Here is a 15,522-nt window from a genome sequence, read left to right as displayed (position 1 = left end):
ATGCTACACTAATAGCATCATGTGTCTGAAAGGAAGATTAGTTTGTCTAACATATTAAATGCATTTCTAGACGAGAACTTGCAAGAACTTCGGGATCAGGGACTTTACAACGAAATCGAGCCGGTCGAAGGTCCGAATGGTCCAATCATTAAAATCAAAGGCAATGAACTCATTAACTTATCTTCAAATAACTATTTAGGTCTTGCAACAGACGAAGACTTGAAAAAACTTAACATTGCAGCTGTGAATAAATACGGTGTCGGTGCAGGAGCAGTGCGTACCATTAATGGTACGCTCGATATCCACATAGAGCTTGAGAAAAAGCTAGCTGAGTTCAAAGGAACAGAAGCCGCAATTTCATTCCAATCCGGATTCAACTGCAACATGGCGGCGATTTCTGCAGTCATGAACAAAAACGATGCCATTCTTTCTGATGAATTAAACCACGCATCCATCATCGACGGTTGCCGTCTATCTGGCGCTAAAATTATCCGTGTGAAGCACCAAGACATGGATGATCTCCGTGCAAAAGCAAAAGAAGCAACGGAATCTGGACAATACGGGAAAGTCATGTACATCACGGATGGCGTATTTTCAATGGATGGTGATATCGCAAACCTACCGGGTGCTGTTGAAGTCGCGAAAGAATTCGACCTCATCACATACGTGGACGATGCGCACGGTTCAGGCGTTACTGGTAAAGGGAAAGGAACTGTGAAGCATTTCGGACTTGAAAAAGAAATCGATATGCAGATGGGGACACTTTCAAAAGCAGTCGGTGTTGTCGGCGGTTATGTAGCTGGAACACAAAAACTGATTGACTGGTTGAAAGTCCGTTCACGTCCGTTCTTATTCTCAACAGCAGTACCACCAGGCGACGTTGCTGCAATCATGGGTGCGCTTGATAAAATTAGCGCATCGACCGAACTGCACGACAAACTATGGGAAAACGGGGACTATTTGAAAGCGGGCTTGAAGAAACTCGGCTTCGATATCGGGAATTCCGAAACACCAATCACACCTTGTATCATCGGAGAAGAAAAACTGACACAGCAATTCTCGAAACGTCTTGCTGAAGAAGGCGTCTATGCAAAATCGATCGTATTCCCAACAGTTCCTAAAGGGAAAGGCCGCGTTCGCAACATGCCAACCGCTGCCCATACGAAAGACATGCTAGACGACGCACTTAAGATTTATGAAAAGGTTGGCAAAGAGCTCGGCGTTATTCAGTAACTAAATGCGAGGTTATCCTCGTATGAAAAACAAAAAAGCAGTCTGGAAAGGGCTTATCCTTTCCAGACTGCTTTTATTTAGTTGGAGTATCAACAGGTCGTGCAATTTCCTCGTGATACACAGTCGTCAACTCCCCATTTGCAAGTTCAATGTCATACTGTGTACGCTCGTCTACTCGAACAAGAACGACAAGTCCTTTGCGACCATCGTGCAATTCTACATAAGTCTCTTCTTCGTAAATCATGGCCATCCCTCCTCTTAAATAATCGGAGATACTTGGTCTTGACGTTGGAACAGAGAAACCAATACAAAATGTTGAATACCACGAGCGCAAGAGGTAGAGAGCTCCACTTCTTTTCGATAGGCAGTTTGGTCACCAGACTGCTTGGCGATACTAGCTTGAAGCGCGTGTTTCATCCATGGCTTTTTAATAGCAGTTTGCAGAGTTTGCGCGCGTTCCAAATTCCCTTCCATTAACAATGCATTTGCCGTGTAGTAATTCACATAATCTGCTGTGGGTAAGTGAATGGCAATGCGATGCAACGCCTCCATATCGTTTTGCCAAACGGCAAGATTCGCGGCGTACACTGCTTGGATTTTAGGTTGTTTGTGAGTTTGTAAAACGGTTTCGATTGTTTCAATAATCGTTTCGTCCGATTCATGAGCAATTGCATAGGCGTAAGCGAACAGGGTATTAGCCCGATTCTTCGTTAAAAACTTATCGATTTTGTCCAAGTTTTTCGTTCCATAGATGATATATATTGGCCAACCAAGTGTAATTGACATATACACAATTATGACAATACCGAACACGGCCCAAAAAGGAATATTAGCAAACAGTAGCACTACGGTAAGGAGAACTCCACCGCCAAATAATAACAGCCAACGGGCTACTCCGCGGATGAGAAATGGATTATCTTTCAAGCTGTACACCCTCCAATTACCTTCATTATAACATACGATTCCGATAACGAGAGAGAATGCTATTCAAGGAATTGTATTTTCCAGCAGAACAGTTTATAATCAGTTTCAGCTATTAAAACTACTTATTTCATTTGATAAATACAAACTGTCCTCTCCAAAAAGACAAACATTCATAGGGGGAATACACGATGAAGAAAATTATGGTGACCGGCGCACTTGGTCAAATCGGTTCAGAGTTGATTACCAAACTACGCGCTGAATATGGTACGGAAAATGTATTAGCAACAGACATTCGCGAACCACAAACAGAAATGGATGGACCATTCGCAATCCTTGACGTAACGGATGGAGCAAAAATGACAGGGCTTGCAAAAGAGTTCGGTGCAGACACACTCATGCACATGGCAGCATTACTTTCCGCAAAAGCGGAGGAGAACCCGATGCTCGCATGGAATTTGAATATGGGAGGACTCGTAAATGCGCTGGAGACAGCACGTGAACTGGACCTTCAATTCTTCACACCAAGCTCAATCGGCTCATTCGGACCTTCCACACCAAAAGACAACACACCACAAGATACATTCCAACGCCCGACGACAATGTATGGAGTGAACAAAGTGTCTGGTGAATTGTTATGTGATTATTATTATCAAAAGTTTGGCGTTGATACACGTGGGGTTCGATTCCCTGGACTCATTTCATACGTTGCTCAACCAGGCGGCGGTACAACAGATTACGCGGTCGACATTTTCTACAAAGCGGTAGAAGAGGGCAAGTATACGTCATTCATAGCAGAAGGTACGTACATGGATATGATGTACATGCCAGATGCGCTCCAAGCGATTGTCGATTTGATGGAAACCGATGCCGCTAACTTGAAGCATCGCAATGCGTTCAACGTAACGGCAATGAGCTTCGATCCATCCGAGTTGGCAGCTGCGATCCAAAAGTACATCCCAACATTTGAAATCAGCTATGATGTTGATCCAGTACGCCAATCCATCGCTGACAGCTGGCCGAATTCTATCGACACATCCGTCGCAGAAACGGAGTGGGGCTTCAAATCCACTTACAATCTCGATGCAATGGTGTCAGACATGCTAGAAAAGATTCGCGAAAAAGTGAATGCTTAATAGAATGAATCCCCACGCGCCGGTGAAATCCAGCGCGCGGGGATTTTTGCGTGAAGTGATAGGGAGTAGCGGCAGCTCGTGCTCATAAAATGGGGGAAGTGCTCATAAAGCTAGAAAAGTGATCATAACTCCAGGAAAGCGCTCATAAAGCTAGAAAAGTGATCATAACCCCAGGAAAGCGCTCATAAAGCTGGGAAAGTGATCATAACAATAGGAAAGCGCTCATAAAGCTAGAAAAGTGATCATAACCCCAGGAAAGCGCTCATAAAGCTAGGAAAGTAATCATAACCCCAGGAAAGCGCTCATAAAGCTAGGAAAGTGATCATAACTCCAGAAAAGCGCTCATAAAGCTGGGAAAGTGATCATAACCCCAGGAAAGCGCTCATAAAGCTAGAAAAGTGATCATAACTCCAGGAAAGCGATCATAAAGCTAGGAAAGTGATCATAACTCCAGGAAAGCGCTCATAAACTCAGGAAAAGTGATCATAACCCCATCCGTCCACCTCCCGCGGAAGAAAGCTTCTATCAACACCTTACATAACCTCGCGACCAACCAACCACTCCCTAAACAAAAAACACCCCCATGCAGCCAACCAGCCGCATGGGGGTGTTCCTAATGTTATTTAAAATAACAAGTGTGCAACGCCTGCAACGATTGGCAGCGCGATGATCGTACGAAGTAAGAAAATCACAATTAGATCCCAGATGTTGACGGGAATCTTCGTCCCAAGAATCAAGCCGCCCACTTCTGACAAGTAGATGAGCTGAACGACAGATACGGTCGCCACTGTGAAAAGGGTAATCGGGTCAGAAATCATACCGTCTGCAAGTAGAGCAGGCAAGAACATATCTGTAATTCCGACAACCATTAGCGAACCGGCCTCAGAAGCTTCAGGAATTTGTAGCAGATTCAAGTATGGAACAAATGGCTTCCCGAGAATCGTGAATAGACTCGTATACTCTGCAAGCATCGTTGCAATCGTACCAAACGCCATAACGATTGGGGCTACGCCAATCCACATATCCAAAACGTTCCGGAATCCATCGCCTATAACTTTACCTGCCGAACGGTTTTTATCCGCAGTTGCAAGTGCGTTTTCAATACCGTGAGAAATGACATTATATCCCTCAGGTAGACTTTCTTCTGTTCCTGTTTGGGGAGTACCGTCAATGAATTCATCTGGTTTCTTCGAAAGGGGATAAATTCTAGGCATGATCAGTCCTAATACAAGACCAACCACCGCAACTGTTGCGTAAAACGGAACGAAGTAATCTTCGAGACCAACCGTTTTAATAATAACAAGCGAGAAAGTAATCGAAACGATCGAGAACGTTGTGGCAATAACAGCTGCTTCACGTTTCGTATAATGTCCATCTTCATACTGCTTACTCGTTAATAGGACACCAATCGTCCCGTCTCCAACCCAAGACGTCAACGCGTCAATGGAGGATCGACCAGGAAGCTTGAACAACGGACGCATGATTTTCACCATCATCGTACCGAAGAACTCGAGCAATCCAAAATTCAAAAGTAACGGCAAGAACAATCCTGCAAATAGGAAAATGGTATATAAGAACGAAACAAGTCCATCAGGTGATAGTAACAAGCCACCCGTGTTTTCACTCCAAATTGCTTCAGGTCCGAGTTTGAACGTGACCATAATCGCGAAAATCGCACCTACCACACGCGTCAGTGTCCAAAATGGTGTCACTTTGAACAAGGTTTGTACGAAAGGAGGCTTCACGCCTTCTTCTTTTTTTATAAACAAGAAGATAACGGAACCTACCGCTGAAACGATAATGAGCACCATCGCAGCAAACGGCATCGCAGGTTCTATAAACCCGGCGAGTTTATCAGCTAGGAACGCTATCGGAACTTTCCAGCCGTCTCCGATTTTCAGAGGAATCATAAACAAAATGACACCGATAATAGATGGAACTAAAAACAATAACCAGTTGGATAAAGACGCTTTTTTCATGGATGAGCTCCTTCGCTAATAGTAATGCATACTATGTATATTTATTCATGATAATGAGTAAATACCAGAATGTAAACAAGAATATTTCTCCAAAGCTCCATTATGTATATTCGGGATTACTAGATAGAACTAGCAATCCCGAAGTCACCGCATTGAAAGCGGTTTCCTCACTTAAAGGAATATGTGTAGAAATGTTCTGTCTTTAACCATTTTAACGCATCAGGATCCTGTGCGTCTAGACGTTTTTGCATATCTTCCATCATCCAGACAGTTTGAGATGCATGAGCATTCATTGCCCCAAGCTTTTTCTCAGTCACACCAGATACATCATGGTGGACATCAGGATGTCCGATTTGCTCGACTGTTTTATTGTCGAATGCAATTGTGTACAACTTCGGACGTTCGGATTCAGCCATTCGACGGATCGCTTCGACCACTGCTCGTCCTGTAGCATCATGGTCAGGGTGTACAGACAATCCTGGATAGAACGAAATCACCAGGGAAGGATTCAATTCATCGATCAAATCTGCAACGAGCTTCACCATTTTTTCATCGTCCTCAAACTCTACAGTCTTGTCGCGAAGACCCATCATACGTAAATCGGTTAGTCCCATTGCGTCAGCTGATGCTTGGAGTTCTTTCTTACGAATTGCCGGTAGCGTTTCGCGGTTGGCAAATGGGGGATTCCCTAGATTCCGTCCCATCTCACCGAGTGTTAGACAAGCGTATGTCACAGGGACGCCCATTTCGATATAGGTTGCGATTGTTCCCGAAACACCAAATGCTTCATCATCCGGGTGTGGGAAAATGACTAATACATGACGTTCTTTTTCCATCATTATTGGTCCTCCTTTTATTAATACGTAAACGGAGTTTCGCTAATTTCGAGGGATACGGCCAATTTACCATCTGGTCCAAGACCCGCCATTAGCAGACGTCCGTGTTCATCTAATTCATAGTGTGTAATTCCTTGCGCGTAAATCCACCCGGAAGGTAGTTTCAACCCGATACGGTGAGGGGAGTCGCCCGCCACTTTTCCAAGTTCGTAGTTCACAACAATATTGCGGATGAACGCACCTGCGTTAAAGAATCCTTCCTGAAAATGCGCAGCATAGGAGCCGTTTGTCGTCTCCAAATGAATGTAGACATCTTTGCCCGCAAAGGAATCGATCAAGCTCTGTAGCTGATCTCGTTGTACAAGTTCCACATGTCTTCCTCCTCTGGCTATTTTTTTACTCTGCATTTAATTATATCCGGTAAGCGAAGCAATTGCGATTATGCCGTTTCAGCATCAAAAAAGCACGGAAGGACGAGTCCTCCTGTGCTTGAGAATGTTACACTTCGGTTGTCGTAATTTCAGGTCCGCCAAAACGATTCTTAGCACCATGCATAACAGGGCCTACATACTCGTTCAACTTCCATCCATTTGCGATTGCAGCAGCAACGAACGCTTTTGCTTCAATTACTGCATCCTTTATTTCTTTTCCATTCGCCAAGTTCGCTGTAATCGCAGCTGCGAACGTACACCCTGCACCGTGGTTATAGTGGGTATCCGTTTTTTCGGATTCCAACAAAAGATGGGTTTTTCCATCGTAGAACAAGTCTGCCGCTTTATCGTGCTGCAACTGCTTGCCACCTTTTATGACAACATTGCGTGCACCGTGAGAATGGATCTTCTCAGCTGTCGCTTTCATTTGCTCAATTGTGCTAGGAGTTTTCATACCTGCAAGCTGTCCTGCTTCGAACAAGTTCGGTGTCACGATTTCAGCACGTGGAAGCAAGTATTCGATCATTGCGTCGACAGTTCCAGGATTCAAGACCTCATCTTCCCCTTTACAAACCATAACGGGGTCAATCACGACGTGTGATAGTTCGGATTCAGCAATTGCTTCACCTGCAGTTTGAATGACTTCTTCCGTGCTTAACATGCCTGTTTTAATGGCGTCGATGCCAGTGGAAAGGGCAGTTTTAATTTGTGATTTAATCACATCGATCGGAAGTGAATAGACATTATGGCTCCAATGCTTGTCCGGATCCATTGTGACGACAACTGTCAATGCAGTCATGCCGTATGTACCCAGTTCTTGGAAAGTTTTAAGGTCCGCCTGTATACCGGCACCACCGGATGTATCTGAACCTGCAATTGTCAAAGTCTTTTTCATCGTCATTATAGAGGACTCCTTTACGAATAGGGTATACTTAAGTGTACTCAATCAGAAAAGCAAATACAAATTGAGCGAATTATGCACGTGCCAGCTTGAGGAGGACGAATCCAAGCCCCCCTCCTGCGACTAGGCAGATTGCACTTCCTATATAATGGCCTCCTTGTGCGAGACCGAATGTTAGCGCGATGAGAAACAAAATAGCGATGCCAAAGATGCCGTAAAAGAAGAGCATTCCTGCACTTTTTGAGGACTCGGAATACGTGTCACCATCTTTTGCAGCTTCAGCAATACGCTTCACCTTTTCTCGAATCGGAACGTTGGACAAGGCAATCCCTCCTTCGCGCCATCATACCACGATGGATTGCTTGTCTGCACGGGAACTTTCCTGCAAACTGTACGTACTGATTAGTTCTGTATTTTATTGACTATAAAGTAAGACCAATAGCTAGAAGCGCTTTTGAAAAGGAGGACTGACATGAAACAGGACAACAATTCGAAGGACGAACGGAAACTGGAAGAGATCGAGAAATTACTGAAAGAGTTGAAAGCATCGGACAAAGAAAGTGCAGTTACGGTGGATGAAGCATTCGCCCGACCCAGAAAAAAGCGTAGAAGTTTAGGGAGCATCCTTATGCTATTTTTCTCGCTTTGGAGAAAATCATTTCTCATCATTGCGCTTATTGTGATTCTATTAGTCGCATCATTACCGTTCATTGCTTTCTATCTAATTAAGCAAGGAAGTACTTTTACGGAACAAAAAACAAGTTTCCTTGAGCAAATCCAAGACTTGAACGAAATGGCTACGGCGGAAGCCTATACAAAAGTCATCATTGAACGTCAAGATAACCAGTTGTTCGGACAAAGCATCGGACTTAATCTGCCTGGGACGAAACGCCAACTGCTTGTTGTGATACCTGGAGCTATTAAAGCCGGCGTGGATTTATCAACAGTGACCAAGAAAGACATGGATATCAATGAGGCCAATAAAACCGCAACACTCAAGTTACCGAAACCTGAGTTCCTTGGAGGCGCTGAAATTTTCTTCGACCAAGTTGAAGTGTACTCGTTTGAAGGAGTATTCCGGGAGAAAGCCAACATCACTGAAGCCTATGAACTTGCGGACGAAGCGAAGAAATTAATTCGTGAAGAGAGCGCTGGACAAGGCGTGTTGGAAACTGCAGAGAAAAACGCGGAACAGACACTTCACGAGATGTTTTCACTTGCAGGCTACGACGTGACCATCCAGTTTGAGGAGTGAGTAAATTGAAACCACAATTCGAAAGTCAGTGGGATGCTGTGCTTCAAGACGCATTTGCAGCTCCGTCCTATGCGCAGTTGCATGAGTTTTTGAAGAAAGAATATGCAGAGCATATCGTCTATCCGGAAATGGATAATATATGGAACGCTTTTAGACATACCCCATATGAATCGGTGAAAGTGGTTGTTTTGGGACAAGATCCGTACCACGGTAAAGGACAAGCGCATGGTTTAAGTTTCTCAGTACAACCCAATGTCAAAATACCACCGAGTTTGCGCAACATATTTAAAGAGCGTGCTAGCGATATCGGTTGTTCCGTTCCTGAATCGGGTTCATTACTTGGATGGGCGGAGCAAGGCGTGCTTTTGATGAACACCGTCTTAACCGTCCGCGAAGGAGAAGCGCACTCTCATCGTAAGCAAGGATGGGAGACGTTTACAGATGAAGTGATCCGGAAACTGTCTGACCGTGACGAGCCAATTGTGTTCATTCTCTGGGGGCGTCCGGCACAAGAGAAAAAGCGACTCATCGATTTGACAAAGCATGTTACCATTGAATCAGTGCATCCAAGTCCGCTCAGTGCAAATCGCGGATTCTTCGGGTCGCGTCCGTTTTCGAGAACGAACGAACAGCTCGCTTCCTGGGGAAAAACCGAGATTGATTGGTGCAAGACAGAGTTATAATGGATGAGTTGTATGCTAATGAAGGAAGGTGACCGTTGTTATGGCCGTGAATTGTTTTCAATGCTGTCATTTCTACGTTACGTGGGATCCAAAGCACCCGCGTGGCTGCAAAGCGTATGGATTTAAAACGCGGGAGCTGCCTTCTGCAGTAGTTTTGCGTTCTTCAGGTATGGAATGCATGAAGTTTGAACCGAAGAAAGGAAGCGGTAGCGCATGATTTCAACAAATCGTGTTCTAGAAGAATTACAACGTCAACTAACGAATGCGAAAATGACTTCTGATGAAACGGCGATGCGTGAATCGATTGCAGTGATGCAGTCTCTATGCGGGTTACTACTTGGAGAGAAGACGGCACAGTTGCCATCCACTGAGAGTAAGTTGAAGTTTTTGTCTGGAAATAATGCAGTTGCAGGGGCTTCTCCAACTGGAATGTCGCCTGCTTCCGAGACAATCACCGCTCCAGTCCAATCTAGTCTTGAAGGCAAGGTTTTAGAAGAAGAGGATGCAAATGGCGGTTCGCTATTTGACTTTTAATGCAAATTACTCGGAAAGAGGGAAGACAACATGCCATTTTTCATTATCGCTGGTGCTGTTAACGGAGCGATCGCTGTTATGCTTGGAGCATTTGGTGCCCATGCCTTATCTGGTAAATTATCAGCACATTATTTAGACGTTTGGGAGAAAGCGGTTCACTATCAAATGTTCCATGCAATCGCATTGCTCGCAATCGGGATTCTGATGAGCCCTGCGCTATTCGGTTCATCGACTGCATTATCATGGGCCGGGTATCTCATGTTAGCCGGAATCATCATTTTCTCAGGCAGTCTGTATGTATTGAGCTTATCTGGAATCGGTATCCTTGGTGCGATTACACCAATTGGTGGCGTCGCATTCATCGCTGGTTGGATCATGCTTATTGTAGCAGCCTCGAAGTTTGGAAATTAATGAAATGAAAACACCTGCACGCTCTCTAAATAAGAGAGCGTGCAGGTGTTTTTTTGTCACGGTCGCTGTGGGAAGTAATTGAGCTCTTCGTTAAATTCTGCATAATCGAAGTAAATCATCGGGAAGAGGAACCGTTTGCCAGTGCTTTGTTCACTTAAAATCACGTGGTCACGACCCGCCGCTTCGACCATACCGGTGACAGCTTTTACGTTCGTACCCGCTTCCATGGCACTTTCAAATGAAAAATGGAACGTCCCAACTTTTCCTCGGTTTAATCGTAAAATATTCTCGATGTATGATTCTTCACGAAATGCGCCCGCTGGCGGACGTCCGCTCGGAATGGTGACTTGGGGTGGTATGTTTTGTTGCTGTTGTTGTTGCTGTTGCTGTTGGTGCTGTGGTGGAAAGGCAAATTGCGGTTGCTGCTGGTAGTTCGGTGACCATTGATATTGAACCATGCTGTCATCCTTTCAAAGTTAGATAGTTGGGCAGTCTTGTTCGGTTGGCGAGAAGAAACAGTGTGATTTGTAGCGACCCGTATTGTACTGACCGTACCATTGCTCTGGACAATCCCCAGGGGGCATGAAAAACCAGAGAGATCGTTCAGCAGGCGAGAACCGTTCGCCGTTCACCGCACGCCTTGCTAATTTGCGATCCACTTCACGGGCACGTTGATAAAAGTAGCCTTTCGTCGTTGCTTCAAAGCCACCGGGGCTTTGGAATACCATGTCATCCAAGTTACGAATATCGGTAAAATCGAGGCAGTCTGCTCGCACTCGATTTACACCAACATTGCCGACCATCAGCATACCGAGCTGACCTTCGCCTTCCGCTTCCGCACGCATTAACCGCGCCAGCAAATCGATATGCTTATCCGTCGCCTTAATCACCGCCACACGATTACCCCCTCACAGGTATCCTATGAACGGAGCGTGAGAAACATTCCAAGCATTGCGATGGACTTTTAACTGAGAGATGGGGGGATGAATCAGCATAAAAGAAGGAGACAGATCATAGTCTCTGGGAAGCGCTCATAAACTGGAGGAAAGTGATCATAACCACTGGGAGGCGCTCATAAACTGGAGGAAAGTGATCATAACCACTGGAAAGCGCTCATAACTAGGAAAGAACTGATCATAAATCTCAAAAAAACCTGATGAACTATCATCCATATCTCAGAAATTGGCCCAAATCCACACGACTCAGCTAAAAATAAGCGAAGCGCCAACAAATCAGGCCCTTACAAGGTTTTTAGCACAAAACTTTGTAAAATAGTAGACCTTCAAAGTAAGGGGCATGCCCGTCAAATTTCAAGTTTGTCTCTTGAAAATAGTCCGAAATGCTAACTTGCCAAAAGCTATTCCAATCACAATGCAAACAAGCTACACTCAATGAAATAGAAAGAAAGGAAGGATGCAAATGCTTTATAAACAGCGTACAAAACCCAAACAGTTAGAAGGACTTCAATCACTCGTAAGCAGATTATCATCCACACATGAAAAGTACCGATTTATCCAGGATGAATTGTACAAAGTTCGTGTTGGATACGGAGGCGAACAAGAATACGACCGCTGTATGAAAGAAGTCTATACTGATTTTCCTCATGCGATTTTGCATGACCTAAGTCTTCAGCAAAACGGTGTACAATTTCAAATCGATTCTTTGTTCATTGCGCCGGATCGAATCATTATTACTGAAGTTAAAAATATTGCAGATAAAATCATAGTAAAAGCGAATCCAACACAATTTCTAAAAGAGTCGCAAACTGGTGCTCGCACTGTATTCAGAAACCCAATTGCAGAAGTCGAACGAAAAATTCATTTTCTAAACAGTTGGCTGCACGAAAAAGAGATTCATTTACCAGTAACTGGCCTCATTACATTTGCACACAACAATGAAATCCTCATAGAAGAGCCACCCACTATGCCTGTTCTACCGAATTACGAAGCTCCTGTATTTTTCAGGGAAATATCTCCTGAGTCTTCCATGCTATCCAAGCAGGATATACAAAAACTTGCTCATACATTCTTAACACATCACCAAGACTACAACCCATTCCCACTCACTGCACGGTATGGAATTCAACCCACTGAACTAAAAAATGGAGTACTCTGCCAAAGCTGTAAGAATGCACAAGCGATTGTGCGCGAAGGAAACGCCTGGAGCTGTCCATTTTGTGGACATAAAAGTAAAGCCCCTTACGAGAAGGCAATCGAGGAATATTTCATGCTCGTTGGAAAGTCGCTGACTAACAGAGAGTTTTGTGGATTTACAGGGCTCACATGCCGCCATACAGCCAAACGTCTATTGACCAGCCCTTTACTTCAAAAAGTGGGGACAAGAAAAGCGACAACGTATACGCTTACCAAGTAAAACCAAGATTGATTTGTTGAGCTTCGCTTTGCGAAGCATTTTTTTCTGGTGTTTTCATGGGTGAGGTAGGATTTTAAATTAATCAAGTTTTGTGTTGGTCAAGGAGGAGAACTTTTGAAGAGCGCTCATAAATCGCAGAAAGTGATCATAACCCAAGCAAAGCCCTCATAAATCACAAAAAAGCCACCCCCAGGATCACTCCCGGGGGTGGCTTAACCTATATTCTACCTTCACACCGTGAAGAAATCGGCGCGCGTGTCGTCCTGTAAAATGGTTCCTACGAAGAACTCGCCGAACTCGCTGTAGCGTGCGCTCACTTCGTCAAACCGCATTTCATAGATTAGTTTCTTAAACTGAAGCACGTCGTCTGCGAACAGTGTAACGCCCCACTCGTGGTCGTCGAAACCGACAGAACCAGAGATGATTTGCTTTACTTTTCCAGCATAGCTGCGGCCGATTAAGCCGTGGCTGCGCATCATTTCTTTACGGATATCCATATCGAGCATGTACCAGTTAACGTCTCCTTCACGCTTCTTGTCCATTGGATAGAAGCAGACGTATTGGCTGCGTGGAAGTTCAGGATACAAACGTCCGCGAACGTATGGGTTTTGGTATGGATCTTCATCCGAATCTCCACCAGCTAAGTAGTTGGAAAGTTCCACTACGGACACGTATGAATACGCGGGCATTGTGAAGTCTGCGATCGAGAGTTTGTTGAATTCCGCTTCAAGCTGTTGCAATTCGTCCATTGTCGGACGCAACGTCATGAGCATGAAATCAGCCTTTTGACCAACAATTGTATAAAATGCGTGGCTGCCTGTTTTGTTTTCATCCGCTTTATTCAGCTTATCAAGGAACGCGACGAACTCGTCAACCGCGTGCTGGCGCTCTTCTTTGGAAATAAGTTTCCAAGAGGTCCAGTCCATCGTACGGAAATCGTGTAATACATACCAGCCATCCAGAGTTTGTGCTGCTTCAATCATGTGAAATCGAACTCCTTTAAATTGAGATTCGTACGGGTGGACGGAGAAATATCCCCAGGGCAGCCGTTCTTTTCTCAGTGTACCATAACGGACAACTTCAATTCAGCCGAGACACCGGTTGTCACGAATTTGACACCCGACAGCGAGTGGAAGAGGAACGGCTTGTAGTGTAAACTGAGTGTAATCAAACCTAAAATATTCACACACAGGAGTCTGCTTATGTCAGTAATTGAATCGTATTTAACCATTCCAACTTGGCGTTATATAGATGAATCCCTTTCGGCCAAAAGTCGTTCTGCATTAGAATCCTTCGCAGCAGACGATACCCTTTGTCAACTAGTCGGACAGCAACAAAGTGCCTCGACCGTCCGTACATGGGTGCACGATAACACCATCGTACTCGGTGTTCAGGATCATCGACTCCCGCATTTAGAGCGTGCTTTACCAGCTATCCATGAAGCAGGATATAAAACAATTGTCCGAAATTCGGGAGGACTTGCGGTCGTACTCGATAGCGGGGTGCTCAATATTTCTATCGTATTATCTGAACAGAGCGGATCCATCGATATCTCCGTCGGGTATGACGTCATGCTGGAATTTATTCGCATGCTGTTTCCAGAAGTGAGTGACCGCATCGAGGCCTATGAAATCGTAGGATCGTATTGTCCAGGAAGCTATGATCTTAGTATTGATGGGAAGAAGTTCGCAGGCATCTCACAACGTCGATTGAGGCAAGGCGTCGCCGTGCAAGTCTATTTATGTATAGAAGGTAGTGGTAGCGAGCGGGCAGCACTCGTCCAAGGGTTATATGAAACGGGCCTTGGCGGGGAGGCAACGAAATTTGCATATCCTGTCATTCAACCAGAAACGATGGCTTCATTATCGGAACTGCTTGACCAGAGTCTTACTGTCCCGGACGTCAACTTGCGAATTCAACAACAGTTGAACTTGCTTGCGGAGAACGTCCAATCTGGCGGCTTCCGCGACGAGGAAATGGAACTTTATACGTTCTATTTGAAACGTGTTGTCGAACGGAATGCGAAAATGATTGCTTTAGCTGAATGAAAATAAAAAAAGCCCCCTATTTCAATGAATAGGGGGTTCTTTTGAGATAAGATTTCCGTTTTGCTCCATTTTGAAAGTCGGTGCAGTATGCTCGCCTTCTTCATTCAACGTAACGAGTCGACGCGCACGGTTCATGATTTCAACAAATTGCTCGTAATCATCTCGGATTGTCTTGTTATCTCTTTTCAGGCGCTCTACCATATTTTCAAGCTCTGCAACACGGGCTTGAGCGGTCTTTGCGGTTTGCTGCCAACGCAGAGCATCATTATTCGTACCGCCTGAGTGGTGCATGCGAATGAGGAATGCAATCACCGTATCCATGGAAAGTGCGGACAGTGGAACCGAGGTTGCACGTTGTTCTTCTTCATTCGTTTGAATCGTGTAAAGAGGTGTTGCACGACGTTTGAAATCTGAACCGAGCACACGCAAAGCTTGTTTACGTTCTTTCTTCGCTTGTGACAATTCTTTCTCGTAGTCTTGTCTTACAACAGCATTCCAACGGAACCCACATGCTGCTGCCGTTCGGTTCAAAGCGTCTCCGACTTCTTCAAATGCACTCAATTGCGTACTGCCTTCACGTACATGTCGTAGGACCGTATCTGCCAATAATGTATCGTTTTCTTCCAACCATGCATCTTGTCTAATTTTTACCATCTCCAATGCCTCCCATAATTCGTTCTCTCTTTCTACTGACAGCATGGACACACCATAAGATTTTTATACAGAACAAAAGATTGATACTTTCATCTTTTTTCGAATGTGCCTTTTGCAGCTGTCGAAC

Annotated in this window: 19 protein-coding genes; 8 read left to right on the top strand and 11 right to left on the bottom strand. The window is 44.7% G+C overall.

Annotated elements, in window-relative coordinates; all coding sequences use genetic code 11:
- The first annotated feature begins 42 nt into the window (after positions 1-42).
- Positions 43-1,233, top strand: coding sequence for a glycine C-acetyltransferase (locus tag DVB69_RS13545; RefSeq protein ID WP_116019646.1), 1,191 nt, complete (start codon positions 43-45; stop codon positions 1,231-1,233).
- Between the two features lie 73 nt (positions 1,234-1,306).
- On the opposite strand, the gene DVB69_RS17605 is transcribed toward DVB69_RS13545, so the two are convergent.
- Positions 1,307-1,477, bottom strand: a complete 171-nt coding sequence (locus DVB69_RS17605) for a hypothetical protein (RefSeq protein ID WP_158541098.1) — start codon at positions 1,475-1,477, stop codon at positions 1,307-1,309.
- Positions 1,478-1,491: 14 nt separating this feature from the next.
- Positions 1,492-2,157 carry a hypothetical protein gene (locus DVB69_RS13540; protein WP_116019645.1) on the bottom strand — a complete coding sequence of 222 codons (666 nt, stop codon included), beginning with the start codon at positions 2,155-2,157 and terminating at the stop codon, positions 1,492-1,494.
- Between the two features lie 188 nt (positions 2,158-2,345).
- On the opposite strand from DVB69_RS13540, the gene DVB69_RS13535 reads away from it, so the two are divergent.
- The gene (locus tag DVB69_RS13535; RefSeq protein ID WP_116019644.1) at positions 2,346-3,290 is read left to right on the top strand and encodes an L-threonine 3-dehydrogenase; all 945 of its coding nucleotides are present in this window, start codon (positions 2,346-2,348) and stop codon (positions 3,288-3,290) included.
- Positions 3,291-3,913: 623 nt separating this feature from the next.
- On the opposite strand, the gene DVB69_RS13530 is transcribed toward DVB69_RS13535, so the two are convergent.
- The 5 genes from DVB69_RS13530 to DVB69_RS13510 form a co-directional block, all read right to left on the bottom strand.
- On the bottom strand, positions 3,914-5,269 hold the full coding sequence (locus tag DVB69_RS13530) for a YjiH family protein (protein WP_116019643.1): 1,356 nt from the start codon (positions 5,267-5,269) through the stop codon (positions 3,914-3,916).
- A gap of 167 nt (positions 5,270-5,436) precedes the next feature.
- Complete coding sequence (gene bshB2, locus DVB69_RS13525) at positions 5,437-6,105, bottom strand: bacillithiol biosynthesis deacetylase BshB2 (protein WP_116019809.1); 669 nt, start codon at positions 6,103-6,105, stop codon at positions 5,437-5,439.
- Between the two features lie 20 nt (positions 6,106-6,125).
- The gene (locus DVB69_RS13520; RefSeq protein WP_370452986.1) at positions 6,126-6,512 is read right to left on the bottom strand and encodes a YojF family protein; all 387 of its coding nucleotides are present in this window, start codon (positions 6,510-6,512) and stop codon (positions 6,126-6,128) included.
- Between the two features lie 91 nt (positions 6,513-6,603).
- Positions 6,604-7,437, bottom strand: coding sequence for a bifunctional hydroxymethylpyrimidine kinase/phosphomethylpyrimidine kinase (thiD, locus tag DVB69_RS13515; RefSeq protein WP_116019642.1), 834 nt, complete (start codon positions 7,435-7,437; stop codon positions 6,604-6,606).
- Positions 7,438-7,510: 73 nt separating this feature from the next.
- The gene (locus DVB69_RS13510) at positions 7,511-7,759 is read right to left on the bottom strand and encodes a hypothetical protein (RefSeq protein ID WP_116019641.1); all 249 of its coding nucleotides are present in this window, start codon (positions 7,757-7,759) and stop codon (positions 7,511-7,513) included.
- 150 nt (positions 7,760-7,909) lie between these two features.
- Between DVB69_RS13510 and DVB69_RS13505 the strand changes: the two genes are divergently transcribed.
- The 4 genes from DVB69_RS13505 to DVB69_RS13485 all read left to right on the top strand — a co-directional run bounded on the left by DVB69_RS13505 (position 7,910) and on the right by DVB69_RS13485 (position 10,320).
- The gene (locus DVB69_RS13505) at positions 7,910-8,692 is read left to right on the top strand and encodes a DUF4230 domain-containing protein (protein ID WP_116019640.1); all 783 of its coding nucleotides are present in this window, start codon (positions 7,910-7,912) and stop codon (positions 8,690-8,692) included.
- 5 nt (positions 8,693-8,697) lie between these two features.
- On the top strand, positions 8,698-9,375 hold the full coding sequence (locus DVB69_RS13500; RefSeq protein WP_233505410.1) for a uracil-DNA glycosylase: 678 nt from the start codon (positions 8,698-8,700) through the stop codon (positions 9,373-9,375).
- Between the two features lie 213 nt (positions 9,376-9,588).
- Positions 9,589-9,909 carry a YwdI family protein gene (locus DVB69_RS13490; RefSeq protein WP_116019637.1) on the top strand — a complete coding sequence of 107 codons (321 nt, stop codon included), beginning with the start codon at positions 9,589-9,591 and terminating at the stop codon, positions 9,907-9,909.
- A gap of 30 nt (positions 9,910-9,939) precedes the next feature.
- A complete protein-coding gene (locus tag DVB69_RS13485) occupies positions 9,940-10,320 on the top strand; it encodes a DUF423 domain-containing protein (protein WP_116019636.1) in 381 nt (126 codons plus the stop codon).
- Between the two features lie 56 nt (positions 10,321-10,376).
- Here the strand turns inward: DVB69_RS13485 and gerQ are convergent, their stop codons facing one another.
- Both gerQ and DVB69_RS13475 read right to left on the bottom strand, forming a co-directional pair.
- Positions 10,377-10,778, bottom strand: coding sequence for a spore coat protein GerQ (gene gerQ, locus DVB69_RS13480; protein WP_116019635.1), 402 nt, complete (start codon positions 10,776-10,778; stop codon positions 10,377-10,379).
- Positions 10,779-10,796: 18 nt separating this feature from the next.
- Positions 10,797-11,216 carry a cell wall hydrolase gene (locus DVB69_RS13475; RefSeq protein ID WP_116019634.1) on the bottom strand — a complete coding sequence of 140 codons (420 nt, stop codon included), beginning with the start codon at positions 11,214-11,216 and terminating at the stop codon, positions 10,797-10,799.
- A gap of 523 nt (positions 11,217-11,739) precedes the next feature.
- Here DVB69_RS13475 and DVB69_RS13470 point away from each other — a divergent pair.
- Complete coding sequence (locus DVB69_RS13470; RefSeq protein ID WP_158541097.1) at positions 11,740-12,693, top strand: nuclease-related domain-containing protein; 954 nt, start codon at positions 11,740-11,742, stop codon at positions 12,691-12,693.
- 230 nt (positions 12,694-12,923) lie between these two features.
- On the opposite strand, the gene hemQ is transcribed toward DVB69_RS13470, so the two are convergent.
- A complete protein-coding gene (gene hemQ / locus DVB69_RS13465) occupies positions 12,924-13,676 on the bottom strand; it encodes a hydrogen peroxide-dependent heme synthase (RefSeq protein WP_116019632.1) in 753 nt (250 codons plus the stop codon).
- A gap of 219 nt (positions 13,677-13,895) precedes the next feature.
- Here hemQ and lipL point away from each other — a divergent pair, with 219 nt between their 5' ends.
- On the top strand, positions 13,896-14,741 hold the full coding sequence (gene lipL, locus DVB69_RS13460) for an octanoyl-[GcvH]:protein N-octanoyltransferase (RefSeq protein WP_116019631.1): 846 nt from the start codon (positions 13,896-13,898) through the stop codon (positions 14,739-14,741).
- Between the two features lie 21 nt (positions 14,742-14,762).
- Here the strand turns inward: lipL and DVB69_RS13455 are convergent, their stop codons facing one another.
- Positions 14,763-15,395, bottom strand: a complete 633-nt coding sequence (locus DVB69_RS13455) for an RsfA family transcriptional regulator (protein ID WP_116019630.1) — start codon at positions 15,393-15,395, stop codon at positions 14,763-14,765.
- Positions 15,396-15,522: the final 127 nt, after the last annotated feature.

The organism is Sporosarcina sp. BI001-red (assembly GCF_003384035.1).
Lineage (GTDB): Bacteria > Bacillota > Bacilli > Bacillales_A > Planococcaceae > Sporosarcina.
The sequence above is the reverse complement of the archived record's forward strand: the minus strand, read 5'-3'. Positions and strand labels throughout refer to the sequence as shown.